General features: G+C 44.7%; 20 protein-coding genes and 1 pseudogene. 3 read left to right on the top strand and 18 right to left on the bottom strand.

The features are described from left to right. Positions 1-4 precede the first annotated feature (4 nt). Both yaaA and FKX92_RS02185 read right to left on the bottom strand, forming a co-directional pair. Entirely contained in the window at positions 5-733 is a 729-nt protein-coding gene (gene yaaA / locus FKX92_RS02190; protein ID WP_149565390.1) for a peroxide stress protein YaaA, read from the bottom strand. A 16-nt stretch (positions 734-749) separates the two neighbouring features. Further along, positions 750-1334, bottom strand: coding sequence for a VanZ family protein (locus FKX92_RS02185; RefSeq protein WP_149565389.1), 585 nt, complete (start codon positions 1332-1334; stop codon positions 750-752). Between the two features lie 129 nt (positions 1335-1463). Here FKX92_RS02185 and FKX92_RS02180 point away from each other — a divergent pair, with 129 nt between their 5' ends. Both FKX92_RS02180 and trhA read left to right on the top strand, forming a co-directional pair. Beyond that, positions 1464-1925: a DUF1836 domain-containing protein gene (locus FKX92_RS02180; protein WP_149565388.1), complete on the top strand. Its 462-nt coding sequence runs from the start codon at positions 1464-1466 to the stop codon at positions 1923-1925. Continuing rightward, complete coding sequence (gene trhA, locus FKX92_RS02175) at positions 1909-2556, top strand: PAQR family membrane homeostasis protein TrhA (protein ID WP_002913457.1); 648 nt, start codon at positions 1909-1911, stop codon at positions 2554-2556. Before FKX92_RS02180 ends, trhA begins: the two co-directional genes overlap by 17 nt. A gap of 64 nt (positions 2557-2620) precedes the next feature. On the opposite strand, the gene FKX92_RS02170 is transcribed toward trhA, so the two are convergent. Next, positions 2621-3187, bottom strand: a complete 567-nt coding sequence (locus FKX92_RS02170) for an ECF transporter S component (protein WP_149565387.1) — start codon at positions 3185-3187, stop codon at positions 2621-2623. Continuing rightward, positions 3168-4034, bottom strand: a complete 867-nt coding sequence (locus FKX92_RS02165) for a pyridoxamine kinase (protein WP_149565386.1) — start codon at positions 4032-4034, stop codon at positions 3168-3170. The genes FKX92_RS02170 and FKX92_RS02165 overlap by 20 nt, the downstream gene beginning before the upstream one ends. 39 nt (positions 4035-4073) lie before the next feature. Here FKX92_RS02165 and FKX92_RS02160 point away from each other — a divergent pair, with 39 nt between their 5' ends. Then, positions 4074-5393 carry an aminotransferase-like domain-containing protein gene (locus FKX92_RS02160; RefSeq protein WP_149565385.1) on the top strand — a complete coding sequence of 440 codons (1320 nt, stop codon included), beginning with the start codon at positions 4074-4076 and terminating at the stop codon, positions 5391-5393. A 49-nt stretch (positions 5394-5442) separates the two neighbouring features. On the opposite strand, the gene FKX92_RS02155 is transcribed toward FKX92_RS02160, so the two are convergent. The 14 genes and pseudogenes from FKX92_RS02155 to FKX92_RS02085 form a co-directional block, all read right to left on the bottom strand. Continuing rightward, entirely contained in the window at positions 5443-7182 is a 1740-nt protein-coding gene (locus FKX92_RS02155) for an ABC transporter ATP-binding protein (RefSeq protein WP_149565384.1), read from the bottom strand. A 1-nt stretch (position 7183) separates the two neighbouring features. After that, positions 7184-8926: an ABC transporter ATP-binding protein gene (locus FKX92_RS02150; protein ID WP_149565383.1), complete on the bottom strand. Its 1743-nt coding sequence runs from the start codon at positions 8924-8926 to the stop codon at positions 7184-7186. A gap of 87 nt (positions 8927-9013) precedes the next feature. Then, positions 9014-9685, bottom strand: a complete 672-nt coding sequence (locus tag FKX92_RS02145) for an MmcQ/YjbR family DNA-binding protein (protein ID WP_002920907.1) — start codon at positions 9683-9685, stop codon at positions 9014-9016. A 32-nt stretch (positions 9686-9717) separates the two neighbouring features. Then, positions 9718-10350, bottom strand: coding sequence for a copper homeostasis protein CutC (locus FKX92_RS02140; protein ID WP_187759387.1), 633 nt, complete (start codon positions 10348-10350; stop codon positions 9718-9720). A gap of 64 nt (positions 10351-10414) precedes the next feature. Continuing rightward, the gene (locus FKX92_RS02135; RefSeq protein ID WP_149565381.1) at positions 10415-11275 is read right to left on the bottom strand and encodes a GNAT family N-acetyltransferase; all 861 of its coding nucleotides are present in this window, start codon (positions 11273-11275) and stop codon (positions 10415-10417) included. Positions 11276-11365: 90 nt separating this feature from the next. Then, positions 11366-11965, bottom strand: a complete 600-nt coding sequence (locus tag FKX92_RS02130; RefSeq protein ID WP_149565380.1) for a hypothetical protein — start codon at positions 11963-11965, stop codon at positions 11366-11368. A gap of 203 nt (positions 11966-12168) precedes the next feature. After that, a complete protein-coding gene (rfbB, locus tag FKX92_RS02125; RefSeq protein WP_149565379.1) occupies positions 12169-13215 on the bottom strand; it encodes a dTDP-glucose 4,6-dehydratase in 1047 nt (348 codons plus the stop codon). A gap of 213 nt (positions 13216-13428) precedes the next feature. Further along, complete coding sequence (locus tag FKX92_RS02120; protein WP_149565378.1) at positions 13429-14022, bottom strand: dTDP-4-dehydrorhamnose 3,5-epimerase family protein; 594 nt, start codon at positions 14020-14022, stop codon at positions 13429-13431. Between the two features lie 4 nt (positions 14023-14026). Beyond that, entirely contained in the window at positions 14027-14896 is an 870-nt protein-coding gene (rfbA, locus tag FKX92_RS02115) for a glucose-1-phosphate thymidylyltransferase RfbA (protein WP_125337089.1), read from the bottom strand. Between the two features lie 135 nt (positions 14897-15031). Then, positions 15032-15855: pseudogene (gene tmpA, locus FKX92_RS02105) on the bottom strand (ZIP family manganese transporter TmpA). A 22-nt stretch (positions 15856-15877) separates the two neighbouring features. After that, complete coding sequence (locus FKX92_RS02100; RefSeq protein WP_149565377.1) at positions 15878-16348, bottom strand: 8-oxo-dGTP diphosphatase; 471 nt, start codon at positions 16346-16348, stop codon at positions 15878-15880. Position 16349: 1 nt separating this feature from the next. Continuing rightward, a complete protein-coding gene (locus FKX92_RS02095; protein WP_149565376.1) occupies positions 16350-17444 on the bottom strand; it encodes an NAD(P)/FAD-dependent oxidoreductase in 1095 nt (364 codons plus the stop codon). An 11-nt stretch (positions 17445-17455) separates the two neighbouring features. Continuing rightward, positions 17456-18253, bottom strand: coding sequence for a Nif3-like dinuclear metal center hexameric protein (locus FKX92_RS02090; protein ID WP_149565375.1), 798 nt, complete (start codon positions 18251-18253; stop codon positions 17456-17458). Then, positions 18240-18929: a tRNA (adenine(22)-N(1))-methyltransferase gene (locus FKX92_RS02085; protein ID WP_149565374.1), complete on the bottom strand. Its 690-nt coding sequence runs from the start codon at positions 18927-18929 to the stop codon at positions 18240-18242. Before FKX92_RS02085 ends, FKX92_RS02090 begins: the two co-directional genes overlap by 14 nt. Positions 18930-19030 lie beyond the last annotated feature (101 nt).

The raw sequence follows: 19030 nt of genomic DNA, 5'->3' as shown, positions 1-19030 counted from the left end.
CTTTTCACACTTCCTTGACATAAACCAACTCTTGGTCACTGGACAGGTCAGGTCGGTAAGTAAAGCTAGCAAAACTTAATTTTCTCATCTGTTCGACTTCTGTTACTTGGTTAGTTATTAGAGCAGTTAAAAACTCACCACGCGCTTTTTTAGAAATGGTCGAATGGACTTTCAGCTTGCCGCCTCGGTCTTCCAGAAACTTGAAGCCTATCATGCGCTGGCGGGTTTCCTTGGAAAAGACTGTTTCAAACTCGCTGGACAGGAGGGAGAAAATTGACTCATCTTTTGCCAGAGCTTGGTCATAAGCTTCTTTCCAAAATGCCTTGAGACTCTTCCCATCTAGCTTAAGCGGCATCATAAAGTCCAAGCGATGGGGCGCTATGGGCTCCAGGGCTGGGATGACTCCGTAAAGCGCTGATGTGATGGCAAGGTGGTTCTCGATATACTGACTTTCCTCCTTGGTATAGTCCTGCCTCTTGATATGGCGGTACATAAGGCCATCAAAAAGATAGAGGGCTGGAGCATACTGCGCAGTTCCTTTTCGTAAAGCCTGAATGGCTTGCCACTCTACCTCTGCTCTTTCTGGGGAGATTTTATAAAATGATGCCAAGTCAGCTACTGACATGGTTGCCAACTCATCCAACACAGCCTGAGTTTGTTCTGAAAATGGATTAGGGATTGCAGATGGAGCAGTTAGATTCAACTCTTTCGCAGTTGGGATAAGAATTTTCATAGTTTCCTTCTTTCATTTAGTGAATATGGCGGACAACCCATTTACCCAAGGCTGTCTCTAGTAGATAGCTGCCGATGATGAAGCCTAGCAGATTAGTCAAGATATCACCCAGGTCAAAAATGCCCAGGTGAAAGAGATACTGGCTCCCCTCAACCAGACTGATAGCCAAGGTAAAATAAGCCACATGTTTCCATGACAACTTGCAGAGAAAGCCTAGCGGAATGAACATAATGATATTCATGGTGGGTAGCAGCTTATCTCCATAAATCCAATTATAGGTAAAAGACTGAAGGTCCAGACTGAAGCCCTGCCTGCCAATATTTTTCAAAAAGAGGGCATAGAATAGAATGAGAAAATAGAGGGTGTAACTGGCTAGCACCAGCCAACGAGGAATGTGCCGACTGTAGAGGCCGCGAATAAAAAGCGAGCTGATAGCTGTCAGAGTCAGGATGATAGAAGCTGGTATCAGCAGGTTCCTCTCTGGCTGATTCTTGTAAAAGACGACAGCTACATAGGCATAAAAAAAGCGCATATAGAGCCAAGACCAAAAAATCAGACTGCCTAGGAAGGCTGCCATATCAAAGATTGTTTGTTTTTTCATCTGAAACCTCCCTTTCTTCTTTTTAAAATTATATCAAATTTCAATGGGACATTCTATTTTTTGCTTGACTTTGATTTACAGAGATGTTATCATCTAGTTATAAAGACTAGATAAGAAAGTGATAAAGATTTGAACGCTCAACAAGTTTTTCCCAAGTGGGACGAATTACCAGAACTGGACCTATATTTAGACCAAGTTCTGCTCTATGTAAACAATATCTGTGGCTCTTCTATTTCAGCTGCTGACAAGGGACTGACTGCTTCTATGATTAACAACTACGTCAAGCATGGCTATATTGCTAAGCCGGTCAAGAAAAAATATCAACGTCGCCAAGTAGCTCGCTTGATTGCCATTACGACCTTAAAAACGGTCTTTTCTATCCAGGAAATTTCAGCTACTTTAAATATGCTGCATAAAGAAGCAGATTCGCGAGAACTCTATGACGACTTTGTAGACTATATGAACGGCAGCAAGCTGGAGGTGGCACCCATCATTTCCACTGCCTGCCAGACAGTCAAACTCTATCAAAAGACCTTATCCCTAATCCAAGTACCAAGTGAGGAGGAAGAAAATCTTGAACTACGCGCTTAAACTCAGTAAAAAACTATCCTTCGGTGAGGAAATTGCCAATGCTGTTACCCATGCGGTAGGAGCTGTTCTGATGCTGATTCTGCTGCCTATCTCAGCCATTTATAGCTATGAAGGGCACGGGTTGGTGGCTGCTATCGGAACTTCTATCTTTGTCATCAGCCTCTTTCTCATGTTCCTCTCTTCAACTGTCTACCATTCAATGTCCTATGGCTCGACCCACAAGTATATCTTGCGCATTATCGACCACTCCATGATTTACATCGCTATCGCTGGCAGCTACACGCCAGTCGTGCTGTCGCTGATGAATAACTGGTTTGGCTATCTCATCATTGCCATCCAGTGGGGCACGACCATCTTTGGCATTCTTTATAAGATTTTCGCTAAGAAGGTCAATGAAAAATTCAGCTTGGCTCTCTATCTGATTATGGGCTGGTTGGTTGTCTTTATCATTCCGCAGATTATCGGTCAAACCGGACCTGTCTTCTGGGGGCTCATGCTGGCTGGTGGCCTCTGCTATACTGTAGGAGCTGGCTTCTATGCTCAAAAGAAGCCCTACTTCCACATGATTTGGCACCTTTTCATTCTAGCGGCTTCTGCCCTGCAATACCTTGCTATCGTTTATTTTATGTAAGAGAAAAACACAAAAACCGTCTTAGGATTTTCAGACGGTTTCTTTGTTTATGCTGATTATTGATTCATCCCTGCTTTTCCAGAGGACTTCTTTGCTTGTGCGCTTTTCTGACTTGCTTAAAGATTGGATATAAGATTGGGACAGCAATGACTGTCGCTAGACTGGAGCCAAATGTACCAGTAATCTTAGCTACTGCCAGTAAAAAGGCTGCTGGTAAACTACTCCCGCCAAACAGTGTCCCTGTCAGAGTGTACTTGAAGATATTGAGCACAATTTTCACCAAAGCAGCTGCTACTGCTGTCACAAGAATATTTCTTAGTCGATCCTTTCTCTGAAAGAGTCCTTCATACAGAAAATGAATCACCACTGCCACCGCAAGTGCTTCTAACAAGATAATTGGGATTTCCACTGCGTAACCATTCAGCAAGTCAAATATTCCCAATCCGATAGCAGCCGCCAAAAAACCGAGTTTACTGCCAAAAATCAGACAACCCACCACCACCAGTGCATTTCCAAAGTGAATAAACTGAGCTCCCACAGGAATTTTAAAAAACTGAATGCTCAGAAAAATCAAAGCAGCAAATAAACTAATCATGGTTAAGGTTTGCAAATCAAGTGTTTGTTTCTTCATATTTTTCCTCCATTAAGGCTTGAAAATCAGCGAAAAGCTCTCCTAGATAGGGCTGGTAAAAAACGCCCTTCTTTGGATCTATTTGCTCTTTAAAACTAAGTACCAAACTCTTTTCAATAAATTTCAAAATCACAGGCAGGGCTTGCTTGATGTCAATCTCCTGAACAAAAGCCGCAGCTACAAGAGTCGTCAATATATCACCCGTTCCAAAAAATTGCTGGGGCAGAGCTGGACTGGAAAAGAGGTTAAACTCCTCTGTTGCCGCATCAAAATAGGCCACACCAATCTGATTCTCTTTCATCGGCAAGCCAGTCAACAAGACCTTGCTCGGTCCTAACTCAGCCAAACGCTTGCAGTAGTCCTCCCATCTATCTTCTGATAAACTCTCTTCGTAGGATTCTTCTAACAACAAACAGGCTTCCGTCAAATTGGGCAGAACCAAATCGGCATGTTGGCAGAGGCGACGCATATGGTCTAGATGGGCATCTGAAAATCCCTGATAAAATGTTCCCTTATCCCCCATGATAGGATCCACGATAAGGGGCAAGCTTTTTTCCTTCTTAAAGCGCAGCAAATTTTCCACCTGAATATCAGACTTCAAATATCCTGTTATCAGAGCTGAAAAGTCGAACTCCAAGCTCTGCCATTGTTTCAAAAAAGCAAGCATCCCATGCGTGTAATCATCTATATAGACGTCTGGAAAACCGCCTGTATGGGACGATAAAATCATGGTTGGCAAGAGGGCAACCTCTAGCTGGCAAATTGCAAAGAGTGGCAGGGCAGCTGTTGCGGCAACCTTACCTAAGCCAGAAATATCTGTGGCCAGAATGACTGTTTTTGTTTTCATGACTCCTCCTACTTGCTCTCTATTGTAAAATATCTGAAAATGAGTTACAATATGAAAAAATCAAATCTGTATGGGGACAGTTTTATGACCAAGGCAAAATACCAACGCATCGTTGATAAGATTACTAAGGATATTAAAGAAGGAAAATTGGCAACTGGTCAGAAAATCCCTTCTGTCCGAAAGCTTGCAGAGCTTTACCACTGCAGTAAGGATACTGCGCAGAAGGCTCTGATTGAGCTCAAATATCAGAAGTATATCTATGCCGTTCCCAAAAGCGGCTACTATGTGCTGGAAAATGCTCAGGAAGAAAAGCAGGATTTGGAGTTACCTGTGAGGGATGACCGTCACCAAGCCTACGAAGATTTCCGACTCTGTGTAAATGAAACTCTGATCGGTAGGGAAAATTATCTCTTCAACTACTACCCTCAGCAGGAAGGACTGGAGGATTTACGTCGCTCTGTGCAAAATCTAATGCTAGACTCTGCTGTTTATGCTTCTAGGGATCAGTTGGTACTGACTTCCGGCACCCAGCAGGCCCTCTATATCCTTTCACAGATTGACTTTCCCAATCAAAAAGAGCGTATCTTAGTAGAGCAGCCGACCTACCATCGGATTAATGATCTTCTGCTAGCGCAAAAACTTCCTTATGAAACCATTGAAAGAACTCCACAAGGTATTAATCTACGAGAACTTGAGAGGATTTTTCAAAGCGGAAAGATCAAGTTTTTCTACACTATCCCGCGTTTTCACTATCCCTTGGGCCACTCTTACAGTCGGCAGGAAAAGGAAGAGATTCTTCGACTGGCCCAGCTCTATGATGTCTATATCGTAGAAGATGACTACCTATCAGACTTTGATAGCCGGCGGGAGCTAACCTTTCATTATCTAGACAATAGCCAGCGGGTCATCTACATCAAGTCCTTTTCAACAAGCCTTTTCCCAGCCCTGAGGATTACCGCCCTGCTCCTTCCGCCCCAGATTCAAAAAACCTTCATCGCTTACAAAAGCGCCGTGGACTATGACAGCAACCTCATCATGCAGAAGGCTCTATCTCTCTACATCGACAGTCTCATGTTTGAAAAAAATAGGCTGGCGCTGCTGCAGCTTCAAGAAGAGGAAGTAAAAAATGCACAGACACTGCTAGAACAAGCTCAGCTTCCACTATCCAGCTATCTGACCAAGGATGGCATTCTGTTAGACTTGAGGTCACTTTCTTCCGTCAGTGCTCTCAAACACAGCAGCCTGCCGCTTGACTTCTTTGAACAGAGTTACCTTGCTAGCTGTCCTTACCAGTATGCCAAGCTGCCTTATGATAACTTAGAAGAAAATGTAGAGAAACTAAAAGACTATTTAAAATAGGTGTAGAATTCCAAATGAATTCTACACCTTTCACTTATAATCAGGCTTTTCAAGACTCCATCATCCCAGCCTGCAGTTGGTACATTTTCTTATAGGTTCCATCCTGTGCTAACAATTCTTCGTGGCTGCCGGATTCGATAATGCGGCCCTTGTCTAAGACATAGATGCAGTCGGCATCCTGAATGGTAGATAATCGATGGGCTATGGCAATGGTTGTCCTACCCTGCCGCATTTTTCTCAGTGAGGCTTGAATCAGCTCCTCTGTTTCCGAATCAATATTGGCTGTCGCCTCATCCAAAATCAAGATTTTAGGTTTGGTGGCGATGGTTCTGGCAAAGGCTAGAAGCTGCCGTTGACCGCTGGAAAACGTCGCTCCCCGCTCAGTCACAGGGGCATCATAGCCTTGAGGGAGCTGATTGATAAAGCCATGAGCATCTACAAACTTAGCCGCTTCTATAATTTCTTCTCGCGTCAACTGATCTTGGTAAAGCTGAATATTGGAAGCAACGGTACCGTGATAAAGGAAGGGATCCTGTAAAACAAGACCAATCTTTCGCCGTAGCTCCTCCTGACTATAGTCTTTAATATCGCGTCCATCAATCAAAATCTGCCCCCGCTCAAACTCATAAAAACGAAGGAAAAGATTGATAATGGAGGACTTGCCAGAGCCAGTCGAGCCCACAAAGGCAATCGTCTGGCCTTTTTTGACAGAAAAGGAAATATCCCGCAAAACATCACGCTTACCATCATAAGAAAAGGAAACATGCTTGAATTCGATGTCGCCATCTTGGATTTGCAAGTCTTGGTTAGCCTGCTCAGGCTCATAGTCTGTGCGGTCCATGATTTCAAAAACCCGCTCCGCAGCAACCATAGATGTCTGTAAAACAGAGTAATTCTGCATGACATCAATCAAAGGATTAAAAAGTTGATTGACATACTGGATAAAGGCATACATAATACCAGCAGTAATTCCCGCCACTTGCCAAGTCAAGCCAAAGTAAGTCAGAATCACTCCATAAGCCAAGATTTTCAGCAGGGACATGGCCGGTCTCAGAAAGAGACTATTGATATTGAGATAGCGATTGGTAAAGCCTAAATGCTGACCGTTAATTTCTTCAAATTCCCGCAGCAAGCGCTTCTCTTGCCCAAATGCCTGAATAATCCGCATCCCTTCAATACTCTCAGATAGCTTGACATTCAAATCACTGAGCTTATTCCGAACCTGCTTCAGCTGACGATTAGATAAATGCTGATAGAGCAAGATAGAGGCTGCCATCAGAGGTAAAAAGAGAGCAATCATCAGGGTCAATTGCCAGTTGAGGGCAAACATAGCGCTCAAAGTAACAACTAGAATCAGCAAAGAGCTCAAAAAATTAGAAAAAATCTCACTGAACATATCTGCGACTGCTTGAGTATCATTAGTCAGGCGGGAAACAATAGCACCTGCCGGTGTTCGATCAAAATAAGCCATTTGCAGACGCTGGATATTGGCAAAGCTTTCCTGTCGCAAGTCCCGAACCACACTTTGAGCCACACGCGCAAAGAAAAACTTTCCCAAGAAGGTAAAAAGTACCCGCAAGAGGAAAAGGCCATAGTAAAGAGCCAGCAAAGGCAGGCCAGCCCAGGCTTGGTTACGGCCGATAAATTGATCAATAAAATAGCGGGCCAAGAGCGGCAATGCTGTTGTGACCAGAGTCGTCAGCAGAATGAAGGTCAAGGCCATGCTGCTCACTATCCTGTAGCGCCACATGTAGCCAAGGAGGCGATGAAAAGTTGCTTTCTTTTTCATGTTAATCTTCCTCCTTCAAGCTTTCTGCCAGCTGCTGATTGTGATAAGTCTGAGCATACCAACCCTTTTGCTCCAACAGCTCTTGGTGGGTGCCCCGCTCCTTGATCCGTCCATCTTCCATGACCAAAATCAGGTCTGCATGTACCAAGGCTGACAGCCGATGAGCTGTGATAATGGTTGTCTTGCCAGCACGCTCAGACTTCAGATTTTCTAAAATCAGATGCTCTGTCTTAGCATCGACAGCCGACAGGGAATCATCCAAAATCAGAATTTCAGGATTGGTAATAATAGCCCGACTCATTGCCAAGCGCTGCTTCTGCCCGCCAGATAAGGACAAGCCCCGCTCACCAACAACTGTATCCAGCCCCTCTGGCATAGCCTGAATATCCTCATACACACCGCATAGTTGAGCGGCAGCTAGAACCTGGCTATCTGTCAGCTGGGGATTAGCAAAGCGGATATTGTCCCGAATGGACAGAGCAAAGAGAATCTGTTCCTGTGGTACATAGCCGATAAGACGGCGCAAGTCTTTGAGGCGGTACTCCCGGATATCATGTCCATTCAGATAGATAGCCCCCTCCTGAATATCCTGCTCCCGCAGCAGCAAGCGCAGAAGAGTGGTCTTCCCTGAGCCCGTCTGACCGACAATTCCCAGTGTCTGTCCCTGCTCAATGGAAAAATGAATATCCGATAAACTAGTCTCCTCTGCATATGCAAATTTCTGAATGTCATAATCCAATCGACCATTTTCCGCATGAGAAAGAGGCTGTTCAGCTTCCTTGACATCTGACTCCTGAGCCAGCAGTTTCTCAATCCGTTCATAGGAAACAGCACCTCGCTGGCCGATGTTAAAAAGATAGCCTGTAGCCTGCAGCGGCCAAACCAGCATATCCAGATAAGTGATAAAGGTAACCAACTCTCCTATGGTAAACTGCCCTTGGGAGATAAAAATTCCACCGAAAATCAAGGTCAAAACATAAGAAAGACCGATAAAAAGCAAAACCAAGGGGTCAAAAAGAGCATCGTACTTTGCAGCCAAAACGTTTTTTTCGTAGACCTCCTGATTGGTCTTAGCAAAAGACTGAGTCTCCGCCTCCTGATAGCCAAAGGACTTGGTCACTCGAATCCCTGAAACACTCTCCTGAACCTTATTGTTCAAATCCGAAAATGCCTCTTGAGCAGCCTTAAAACTTTCATGATTTTTTCGGCCAATCAAGCCCGTACCCCACGACAAGAAGGGCATGGGCACAATGGCAATCAAGGTTAGCCGCCAGTCCAAAACGAAAAACATAGTTAGCAGGGTCACCAGGGCTGTAATAGAAGCATCCACAGCTGACATGACTCCACCCCCAGCCAGACTGACAATTGCATTGATATCGTTGGTCGCATGAGCCATCAAGTCCCCTGTACGGTATTTCTGATAAAAAGAGGGAGACATGTGAGTAAAGTGCTCGAACAATCGAGAGCGCAGAATCCGTCCCAGATTATTGGACGTCCCTAAGATATAAAGGCGCCAGACATAACGCAGGCCATACATGATAAAAGCTGAAGCAATCAGCAACAGCAAATTAAAGAGCAGCTCTTGAGAAGTCAGGTGTTTGCTAGCAATTCGGTCAATAACCTGACCGATGACTTTGGGCGGTATCAGATTGAAGACACTGACCAAGGACAAGGCCAAGATACCGATGATATAGCGCCGCTTTTCCAACTTAAAAAACCAGGCTAATTTTCTAATGAGGTTCATAATTTCTCCTATTCTTACTAGTCTTTTTATTATACTGTTTTTTGAGGAAAAATGAAACACAGCGGATTGGAGCGCTGTGCTTCGATTCTATTTTTTACTGGTCAGCTGGTAACTTACAGCCAGTAAATCAAAGATTTCCTGATCGCTCAGGCTATCATCCAAGGGCAGACTGAGCCAATATTTCTTATTCATGTGAAAGGCTGGATAAATCCCCTTTTTCTGAATCAGTTCTGCTACATGATCATTCTTAACATTTAGCACCTCAATAGCGCCGCTTCGCTCTGCTTCAAACTTAGACCAGTCTGTGGTCAGAAAAGCCCCATACCATTTTTTACTGTCCTGGTGGCGGAAAACTCCAGCCTTGGTCGAGCTCTTTCTGGACGACTTCTCCCAGAGGTACTCTATTTGCCCCTGATAAACCTCAGCCGCATGATCCCGCAGTCGCTTACTCTGCTCATAGAGAAAGCCAACCTCGTCAAAACAGTGCTGACGGATAGCCAGCAGTACTGCCTGACAAGCTTCACGGACCTGACCGACAAACTCCCCCGTCACCTGCTCCATCTTGACCTGCAGATAAACATCATCAGTATCGCAGTCAAAGACCTGATAGTCCAACTCCCCATCTCTGATAGTTACTTCCAAGCGAAAGTCACCCTTCATAATCTTCTGCGAGAAATGGTAAACTCCATCAGACTCCTTAAAACCGTAAGTCTGAAGCTTATTTGGATTAGACTTGTATTTTTCAAATAGTTCCAACATTTTATTAGGAGCCGCTAGAGCCCTTCTCCTCCTTAAAATACAATTTTAGTCCCATGCAGCTGGTCAACTGCCAGACTGTCTATAATTTGCTGACGATTGCCCAGATGAATGCCACCGCCCGGCATAATATCAATCCGATCAGCAGCATGCTCGATTAATTCGTCCAGCCAAGCAAAATGCTCCTCAATTGGCTCACTGTCAGGTCCTCCGTGGGTCAAAATTCGCTGGACACCGTTCTCAATCAGCCAGTCCATTTCGCCAAACTGGTATTCAGCCGGTATCGCATCAAAAGCCATGTGAAAGACTACTTCCAGTCCCTTGCATGCCTCCAGCAGGCGCTGCATCTTCGGAACATCTATTTCGTTCTTCTCCGTCAAGACACCAAAAACGACTCCCTGACTGCCGGCTTCCTTGGCCTTTTGGATATCAGCTAGCATAATCTCAATTTCAAGATCAGTGTAAACAAAATCACCGCCCCGTGGCCGAATCATGGTCATCACAGTCGCACCATAAAGCTTGGCTAAGTCAACTGCTGCTCGAATTACGCCGTAGCTGGGCGTCGTACCACCGACAGCCAGATTATCACAGAGTTCAATCCGTTGGGCCCCCGCCTTCATAGCCTTTTCTAACAAGGTTACATTTTCCGCACAAAATTCATAAAGCATCATCTCACCTCTGATTTAATATATTGATTTCCTTTATCTATTATAACACAAGAGCTTCGCGATATCAGCTCTTATCAAATTTTCTAGCTTCTCTCTTACACCAATCAAGCCAATTAGTCTGATAGTCTTCCTTGGACAAGATGCGGTTCTGTAAATCAGCTATCGAGAAGATGCCTCTTTCTTGACAAGCCTGGACACAGTATCGATAAAAGACCCAGTTAAGCTCGTCCCTATCATAATAGATGGGAATATGAGAGAGGCCAGCCTGATAAGCCTTAAAGGCTCTGCTATGTCCATCAGTAAAGAAAATTTTGCCATCCATGCGCTTAACAGGTAAAGCTTCAAGTTCTTGTTGGTCAAAATCAATGCTAATCCTGCCCAGCTTTTCGCGTGAAAGATAGAATTGACTGGGCTGGATCTGCGCTATGGGCAAGGTCAAATCAAGTGTATAGGACCTCCCTTTCTCCCTAGCAAGAGTTGGATAGAAACCAAGCGACTCAAATAGACTGCGAGAGGGCTGATTGAAATCATAAATTTCTTGAACTGTTAGTTTCTGATAGCCTAGATTGTGTGCGCGCTGTATCAAAGCAGAAAGAACTTTCTTGCCAACTCCTTTCCTACGGTAGTCCGCATTTCCGATGATAATAGGCAAATCATCTTGCCAAAAGGTCACATCCCCAATGGCCAGCCAGCACTCCTGCTCCAATACTTCAATAAAATACACTTCACCTTGCGAAGCCAAATACTCATACATCCTTTGAACTCGCTCCGGCGAATAGGGCTCTCTACTGCCATCAATCATATAAATCATATCTGGATCTGGGTACCAGTCCAAGGCCAACTCAAACTGTCCATCATAGGCCCGCAAACGCAGATTGTCGTCAATAACAATCAGCTCCTCTTGCTGGATATTAGGAATAGGCATCTTTTCTCCCTTACAATGCTATTGCTCAAATAATAGTATAAAAACTCCATTTGATTCGGAAGGCTTCTTCCTCAAATGAAGTTTTCTTTTTTAGATTCCATAACCCATGCTGAACTGGATTTTCGCAGCACCGTTCTGGAAGCTGATTTTATTAATGCTAAATTGACTCTGCGGCAGAGCTAGAAGAAAACTATCTCCCTCCGTTGTGATAGATGAATTAGAGGCCTGCATTTGTTGCTTCAGCATGCCTGTCACCCAAGATTTAGGGATAGAAAGAGAGCCTAGCTTGGCACTATCAATTGTGATGTGCAAAACATTATCCCTCACCGTCACATCCACCTCTAGGTCTAGCTTACTGTCAATAAAGAGCAGTTTGACTGGATACTGGATGCGCAGCTTATTGCCTTCAATACTGTAAACACTGTTCAGCAGCTCCTGATTCTCAGAGTCAGTCAGAGAAGACTTGAGCACCTGATTAAGCTGGACGCTATTGAGAGAAACCTCCGTGCTGACTCCCTGAGCCGTCACATTGGCATTGCTCAAAGCTGGCTCAATAATACTCATCCAGGAAGCACTGCCTTGAACATTTTTTAATTGTTCACTTTGATTAACAGATGCAGGGACCAGAAACAGCACTGCTGCAAGCAACAGCACCAAAGCAATTCCCACTACTCTTTTTACCATTTTCATGTTTGTATTCCTTTAATTTGAGAAAATCCCTTTAGCCAAAAACACAGAAAGGATTTATTTTATTTTACACTATTTTTGCATAATTTTCTGTAACAAACATATTAAAAAGCTAACAATCCTGTGAGAAAAGGCTGGGATAGTTAATCCCAGCCTCTCAATCACATAGCGCTAGTTTTACAAGGCTCATCATAGATAGCCTATTCTTATTTAATCACTTCCTGAGTCTTAGCATAGTTGGCTTCGACTGCTTCTTTTTCAGATTTCCACCATTCTTGGTTGTCTGTATACCACTTAATGGTCTCTTTGAGACCTGCTTCAAAGTTGGTAAACTCTGGCTTCCATCCTAGCTCATCGCGGAGCTTGCTGGCATCAATGGCATAGCGGAGGTCGTGGCCGGCACGATCTGTCACATGGTCATAAGCATCTGCTGGCTGTCCCATTTCCTTGAGAATCAGCTCCAGCACTTCCTTGTTGTTCTTCTCACCGTCAGCACCAATCAAGTAAGTTTCACCGATTTGTCCCTTGGTCAGAATCGTCCAAACACCTGATGAATGGTCATTGGTATGAATCCAGTCACGGACATTCTTGCCTTCACCATAGAGTTTTGGCTTGATACCGCTCAAGATATTAGTGATCTGGCGCGGAATGAACTTCTCGATGTGCTGGTAAGGACCATAGTTGTTTGAGCAGTTAGAAATAGTCGCTTTCACTCCAAATGAGCGAACCCAAGCTTTGACAATCAAATCTGAAGCTGCCTTGGTTGAGGAGTAAGGCGAGCTTGGATTGTACTTGGTTTCAGCGGTAAATTTCTCACCTGGACCTTCTCCATGACCTGGCAGATCTTCACGCAAAGGCAGGTCCCCATAGACTTCGTCAGTTGACACATGGTGGAAACGAATGTCGTATTTACGAGCTGCTTCCAAGAGTGTGTAAGTTCCGATAAAGTTGGTGTGGATAAACGGACTCGGGTCATTGAGTGAGTTGTCATTGTGGCTTTCTGCCGCATAGTGAACGATAGCATCAGCTTCGGAAGCCAGCTTATCTACCAAGTCTGCATCAGCAATATCTCCAACAACCAACTCAACGCGGTCGCCTAAAATTTCTTCAATATTAGCTCGATTACCCGCGTAAGTCAGCTTGTCCAGCACTGTCACATGGACATCTGGAAAGTTATTATAAACATAGTGGACAAAGTTAGAACCGATAAAACCAGCTCCACCTGTCACGATAATTTTTTTGTATTCAGTCATTGATTTATTTTTTCTCCATAAGAAAACAAAATAAGGAATTATTTGTTTCGTAAAAAATAGTAATTTTGAAATTATATAAAGGGCTAAGAAAATAAACAAAAAGAGGAGAACCATCATCAGAATGAATCCTAATGGTCCTAGAGAAATAAGAAAATAGAATATAATCAGCAAGAAATAGATAATATATTCAAACACTTGTTCTATTCACTCTTCTTACAAATCTTCTTTTCTTAGAGGTTTTACATCCTTGAGTAATGGATGGTTCTTGTCTGCTTCTGAGACTTCTGCTGCTTCTAGGTTTTCCCACTGGATGCCCAAAGCTGGGTCTGCATAGTTGACAAAGGCATACTTAGGTTTGAGTTCCAAAGCCCAGTAGTCGTTTACTAGATAGCTATAGGAAACAGTGTCAGAAAGGACTTGGAAGCCGTTGGCTACACCACGCGGCACAAAAATCCCCTTGCTGGCATCGATGACTGTCTGGTAGGTGTTACCAAAGGTTTCACCCTCACGTAAGTCTACCCATGAGCCTAGTACTTTACCATCGTCAGCGACTGAAATGTACTTATCCCATGGCTCAGCATGAAGACCACGCAGGACATTTTTACGAGAAAAGCTGACATTATTTTGCAATTTTCCTTCTGCAAAAAAGCTTTCAGGGAAGCCTAGCGGCAGAATTTTTTCCTTTTGGAAATTCTCCTTAAACCAGCCTCGGTTGTCCCCGCGTACAGGGATATCAAACTCCAGCATTCCAGGGATTCCAGAAACCTCACGCGCTGCTAATTCCTTATCAAAAAATTGTTCCGTCATCTTCTTATTCTTCTCCAATCAAGCGCAAGAGGTAGTGGCCATATTCATTTTTTTTCAATGGCTGCGCCAATTCGTGCACTTGCTCTTTAGTGATATAGCCCATACGATAGGCAATCTCTTCCAGATTTGCCACCTGAACATTCTGCATACGCTGAACTGTTTCGATATATTGAGCAGCTTCTAAGAGACTTTCGTGGGTACCTGTATCCAACCAAGCAAAACCACGTCCCATAAGCTCAACAGACAAATCGCCACGTTCCAAGTAAGCCTTGTTGACATCTGTGATTTCCAGTTCTCCGCGAGGACTTGGCTTAATATTCTTGGCAATCTCTACAACATCGTTATCGTAGAAATACAGTCCTGTCACTGCATAGTTAGAGCGCGGCTGTTCTGGTTTTTCTTCTATGGAAATAGCATTCATATTCTCATCAAATTCTACTACACCAAAGCGTTCTGGATCCTTAACATGGTAGCCAAAAACTGTTGCCCCTTTTTCCTTAGCCGCAGCATTTTGGAGCATTTTACTCAAACCTGGGCCATGGTAAATATTATCCCCAAGAATCAGCGCCACGCAGTCATCTCCAATGAAATCAGCACCAATGATAAAGGCTTGTGCCAGCCCATCTGGACTTGGCTGCTCTGCATAAGAGAGCTTGATACCAAACTCAGAGCCGTCACCCAGAAGATCCTCAAAACGAGGCAAATCCGTCGGAGTGGAGATAATCAAGATGTCCTTGATACCAGCCAGCATAAGAGTTGATAGTGGATAATAAATCATGGGTTTGTCATAAACCGGCATGAGCTGTTTTGACGCAGCGCGGGTCAATGGATACAAACGTGTACCAGAACCACCTGCAAGAATAATACCTTTCATATGAGTTTCCTCTCTTAATGTATTCTCCTTATTCTACCATTTTTGAAAGCGGATGTCATCCTTTTCACTACCCTATAAATAAAAGAAAAAGAGTGGAAATTCCGCTTTCTTCCACTCTTTGATTCCAAGTTGGCATCAGCCCAAAGCCACATCCAAGACCATCATGAGAACAAAGCCCACCATGAGACCTAAAGTCGCTACATCTGTATTGCCATTGGTCTGTGAATCGGGTATCAGTTCCTCTACCACCACGAAAATCATAGCACCCGCTGCAAAGGATAGGGCATAGGGCAGAATAGCTGTCATGGCCATAACAGCTACCGCTCCTAGAACAGCCCCGATTGGTTCTACAATCGCAGACATGGAACCCCAGTAAAAGGCTTTAAGCCGAGACTTGCCGTCCGTCCGAATCGGAATGGACAGAGCCGCTCCTTCTGGGACGTTCTGCAGGCCAATTCCCAAAGCTAAGCCAATTGCGCCGACAAAGGCTTCCGGACTAGGATTGGCCGCCAAAGCACCAAAGGCTACACCTACTGCCAAACCTTCTGGAAAATTGTGAATGGTAATGGCTAAAAAGAGCAGGGATGTCTTGGACAGCTTCTTTCGGCTATGCTCAGGAACACTCTCTGCCTCCGAAATATCTTTGCTTAAGTGCAAGTGAGGTACCACTGCATCAATCAGCCGCAGGAAAAACCTCCCACTAAAAAACCAATAGCTGCTGGCAGCCAGGACAACTTGCCATAAGAACTTTGCGCATATTCAATCGACGGTGCCAGAAGTGACCAAAAGGAAGCCGCAATCATGACGCCTGCCGCAAAACCCATCATAATATCTAGCAGCTTGCGGCTGACCTTTTTAAAGAAAAATACAACAGCAGAGCCTACAATGGTACACCCCCATGTAAAAATCCCAGCCAAGAGTGCCTGCATAACCACAGGCTGCGATCGTAACCAGTCCATAACTTCTCCTTATCCTCTGAAATCAATCATACAAAATCGTCTTGGTTTCCCCGATACAGTGCTTTTCCTCATTCCAGTAATGAATCCGCTCGAAAGAGCCTTTCCGCCAGTAGAGAGGCAAACGTTCACGTATGTCGTCCTGCATATCTATTTGGCCAAGTTCCGAAATCTTCCACCATTTTGGCTCCCCTTCATGATCGTTTCCCCTGACTTGTCCTTCAAAGGCGGTACAAAGAAAATCGTAATACACATACCGTTCTTTTTTACTCGGATTGGTGAAGCCTGAAATCCCCTTCAATTCCAAGTTTAGAGCAGTCAGCCCCGTTTCTTCTTTTAATTCGCGCCTTGCAGCTTCAAAAAAAGATTCTGGAAACTCCACTTTCCCGCCCGGTTGTATCCACCCTTTAAAATTATCATGCTGGCGATTAAGCAGTAGGATTTCTTTATCTTTTTTTACACAAATATTGACCCAATTCAAAATAGTTTCTGTCATATCAAACCTTCTTTACATACCGCTCGATAGGATAGTCAGCTGGATTCAGCAGCCACGCTTCTCCTAAAGCCATCTGAGCCAATTGGCGTCCGATGAGCGGGCCAGTTGTCAGACCAGAAGAGCCTAATCCGCTGGCAGCGTAAACATGCGACAAGTTTGGAACAGCTCCAAAGAAAGGAGCAAAGTCGCTGGTATAGGCCCGTGTTCCCACGCGCTCACCTAAAATCTCTGCAGTAGCCAACCTCGGCAAGTAAGTTTCCGCTTCTTGCTGCAACTGATTCAGCACCGTCTTATCTACCGTCAAATCAAAGCTCTGATTATTTTCATGACTGGCACCAACACTGACCTTGCCCGCCAGAAAGGGAATGATATCCAGCTCGCCCTCAGGCATAACAACAGGGTAGTCATCTGTCTGCTCAGCCAGCTTGAAATCACGTAACTGTCCCTTTTGCGGCCGAACATCTGTCTTATAGCTCAGTGGCTGCAAGATTTCTCCTAGCCAAGCACCCACAGCTAAGATGACACAGTCAAAGTCGTGTCCGTCCACAAGAAGTTGCTCTCCTTCTACTGTCAAGCTTACCTTTTTTTCAACTAGCTCTGCTTTGCTGGCTTTCAGAAGCGTCTCCGTCAAGAGTGCCCCCTCCACACGGGCACCGCCGGAAGCATAAAGAAGTTGATCAAAGCCTTGCAAGCCTGGAAATTTCTCCTGAGCTTCCTGACGGCCGAGAAGACTCAAGTCCCCTATTAAGGGCGACTCTTCCCGGCGATTTGCAGCCAAATCATAAAGTTCCTGCAGCTTGCTTTCATCCTTTTTCAGCAGATAAACACCTGTCTGTTGGTAAAAGTCTGTCTGGATACCAGCCGCTTTCAAATCCGTAATCAAGTACTGATAAAAATCAGCGCCCAAACGCGCCATCTTGTACCAAGCCTTGTTGCGACGCTTGGAAAACCAAGGACTGATAATACCAGCAGCTGCCTTGGTCGCCTGCCCCTTGCCGTCATCAAAGACAGCCACTTCCACATCTGGGGATTTGGACAGATAGTAAGCCGCTGTTGAGCCAACAATCCCAGCTCCAATCACTGCTACTTTTTTCATGTCGCTCCCTCTCAAATATGTCGGAAAGGATTGGTAGAAGACTGACTAGCCAGAATCTCAATCTCCCATCCCTCTTCTGCCTTCCAAAGATCAAATTTTTCTTTCAATTTTTCCGTAAAAAGAACCTCAATATGATGTCCAGGATCCAGCGCCAAAAGACCTTCTGTCAGCATTTCCTGAGCAGTATGATAGTAAATATCACCTGTAATGTAGACCTGCGCTCCCTTGGCAATGGCCTCCGGATAAAAGGGCTGACCGCTGCCACCACAGATAGCCACACGCTCAATGACGCGTTCGAGGTCTGCTTCTTCATAAGTGACCATACGCAAACTATCTAGTCCAAAACTTGCCTTGACCTTAGCCGCAAAGTCCCCAAAGGTCTGAGGAGCAATCTTCCCCACGCGACCAATACCGTGATCTGGCCCCGTCTGACTGAGAAAACTTGTCTCCTCAATCTCTAAAAGCTGACAGAACCAGTCATTTAGCCCGTCTTCCACGACATCAATATTGGTATGGCTGACATAGACAGCAATATCATGCTTGATGAGGTCTAAAATCATTTGATTTTGCGCCTTATCCGCCACTAGGTCCTTAAGAGGGCGAAAGATAGGCGCATGCTTAACGATAATCAGTCCAGCACCTGCCTCAATAGCCTCCGCCACTGTCTGCTCACGAATATCCAGCGCCACTAGAACCTTGGGTACTTCTTTATCCAATGTCCCGATTTGCAGGCCTGAAATATCACCCTCCATGGATAGTTCTTGCGGGCAATAGGCTTCATAACGGGCGATGATTTCACTTGCTAGCATGGAGTACCTCCTTGATACTTTCAATTTTTTGGGACATAGCAGAGCGTTCTAGCTGATTTCTTTCTGGGATATGAGCTAGAGCTCCTTCAAGTTTCTTCAGTTCTTTCTGCCATCTTAACTGAAAAGTAGTTGACTGTAGCTTCATCAGAAAAGGACCAAAACGCTTTTCTTGCTCTGTTAAAGTTTGCTGGCCAGCTTCTGCTACCAGGATTTCGTAAAACTTACCAGCCTCTTCTAAGATATCCTCAGCCAGCAAGCGAAAGCCCTTAGATACCAGCCAGCTGCGGAGCTCATCCTCTCGGTTATTGGGCTGCAAAATCAAGCGGGAAATAGACCCAAGCTTAGCTCTGCCATTTTCCAAAATCTCCGAAATCAAGCGACCACCCATGCCAGCGATAACGATGGTGTCAATCTGATCTTCCACTTCAAAAGCCGCCAGACCATTGGCCAAGCGAACCTCAATCTGCTTCGTCAGCCCATGCTCTGCCACATTTTTCTGGGCAGACTGAAAAGGCCCCTCTACCACTTCACTGGCCAGAGCTTTCTCAATCCGTCCCTGCTGAATCAGGTAAATAGGCAGATAGGCGTGATCGCTCCCAACATCCAGCAACTTAGCCCCATCCGGCACAAAAGCAGCTACTCGCTCCAAGCGTTGGGAAATAGTCTTTTTTTGCATCGCTTACTCTTTTCTAAACATTCTTCTATTCAGTATATCATTTTTAAGGGCATAAAAAAAGCAGCGGAGGAAAAATCAGCTTGTTGATAAACTGATTTTGT

This window comes from Streptococcus sanguinis (genome assembly GCF_008329445.1).
GTDB lineage: Bacteria > Bacillota > Bacilli > Lactobacillales > Streptococcaceae > Streptococcus > Streptococcus sanguinis_O.
Note: the sequence above shows the minus strand (reverse complement) of the source record. Positions and strands in the feature narration are given on the sequence as shown.

What these genes read in the sequence shown, in the direction of transcription:
- FKX92_RS02090 (WP_149565375.1), bottom strand. Translation starts at nt 18,253, where the DNA reads ATGCTAGCAAGTGAAATCATCGCCCGTTATGAAGCCTATTGCCCGCAA.
- FKX92_RS02170 (WP_149565387.1), bottom strand. Translation starts at nt 3,187, where the DNA reads ATGAAGAAACAAACACTTGATTTGCAAACCTTAACCATGATTAGTTTA.
- FKX92_RS02085 (WP_149565374.1), bottom strand. Translation starts at nt 18,929, where the DNA reads ATGCAAAAAAAGACTATTTCCCAACGCTTGGAGCGAGTAGCTGCTTTT.
- FKX92_RS02100 (WP_149565377.1), bottom strand. Translation starts at nt 16,348, where the DNA reads ATGACAGAAACTATTTTGAATTGGGTCAATATTTGTGTAAAAAAAGAT.
- FKX92_RS02135 (WP_149565381.1), bottom strand. Translation starts at nt 11,275, where the DNA reads ATGCCTATTCCTAATATCCAGCAAGAGGAGCTGATTGTTATTGACGAC.
- FKX92_RS02145 (WP_002920907.1), bottom strand. Translation starts at nt 9,685, where the DNA reads ATGTTGGAACTATTTGAAAAATACAAGTCTAATCCAAATAAGCTTCAG.
- yaaA (WP_149565390.1), bottom strand. Translation starts at nt 733, where the DNA reads ATGAAAATTCTTATCCCAACTGCGAAAGAGTTGAATCTAACTGCTCCA.
- FKX92_RS02150 (WP_149565383.1), bottom strand. Translation starts at nt 8,926, where the DNA reads ATGAACCTCATTAGAAAATTAGCCTGGTTTTTTAAGTTGGAAAAGCGG.
- FKX92_RS02185 (WP_149565389.1), bottom strand. Translation starts at nt 1,334, where the DNA reads ATGAAAAAACAAACAATCTTTGATATGGCAGCCTTCCTAGGCAGTCTG.
- rfbA (WP_125337089.1), bottom strand. Translation starts at nt 14,896, where the DNA reads ATGAAAGGTATTATTCTTGCAGGTGGTTCTGGTACACGTTTGTATCCA.
- FKX92_RS02095 (WP_149565376.1), bottom strand. Translation starts at nt 17,444, where the DNA reads ATGAAAAAAGTAGCAGTGATTGGAGCTGGGATTGTTGGCTCAACAGCG.
- FKX92_RS02140 (WP_187759387.1), bottom strand. Translation starts at nt 10,350, where the DNA reads ATGCTTTATGAATTTTGTGCGGAAAATGTAACCTTGTTAGAAAAGGCT.
- FKX92_RS02155 (WP_149565384.1), bottom strand. Translation starts at nt 7,182, where the DNA reads ATGAAAAAGAAAGCAACTTTTCATCGCCTCCTTGGCTACATGTGGCGC.
- rfbB (WP_149565379.1), bottom strand. Translation starts at nt 13,215, where the DNA reads ATGACTGAATACAAAAAAATTATCGTGACAGGTGGAGCTGGTTTTATC.
- FKX92_RS02120 (WP_149565378.1), bottom strand. Translation starts at nt 14,022, where the DNA reads ATGACGGAACAATTTTTTGATAAGGAATTAGCAGCGCGTGAGGTTTCT.
- FKX92_RS02160 (WP_149565385.1), top strand. Translation starts at nt 4,074, where the DNA reads ATGAGTTACAATATGAAAAAATCAAATCTGTATGGGGACAGTTTTATG.
- FKX92_RS02130 (WP_149565380.1), bottom strand. Translation starts at nt 11,965, where the DNA reads ATGAAAATGGTAAAAAGAGTAGTGGGAATTGCTTTGGTGCTGTTGCTT.
- FKX92_RS02165 (WP_149565386.1), bottom strand. Translation starts at nt 4,034, where the DNA reads ATGAAAACAAAAACAGTCATTCTGGCCACAGATATTTCTGGCTTAGGT.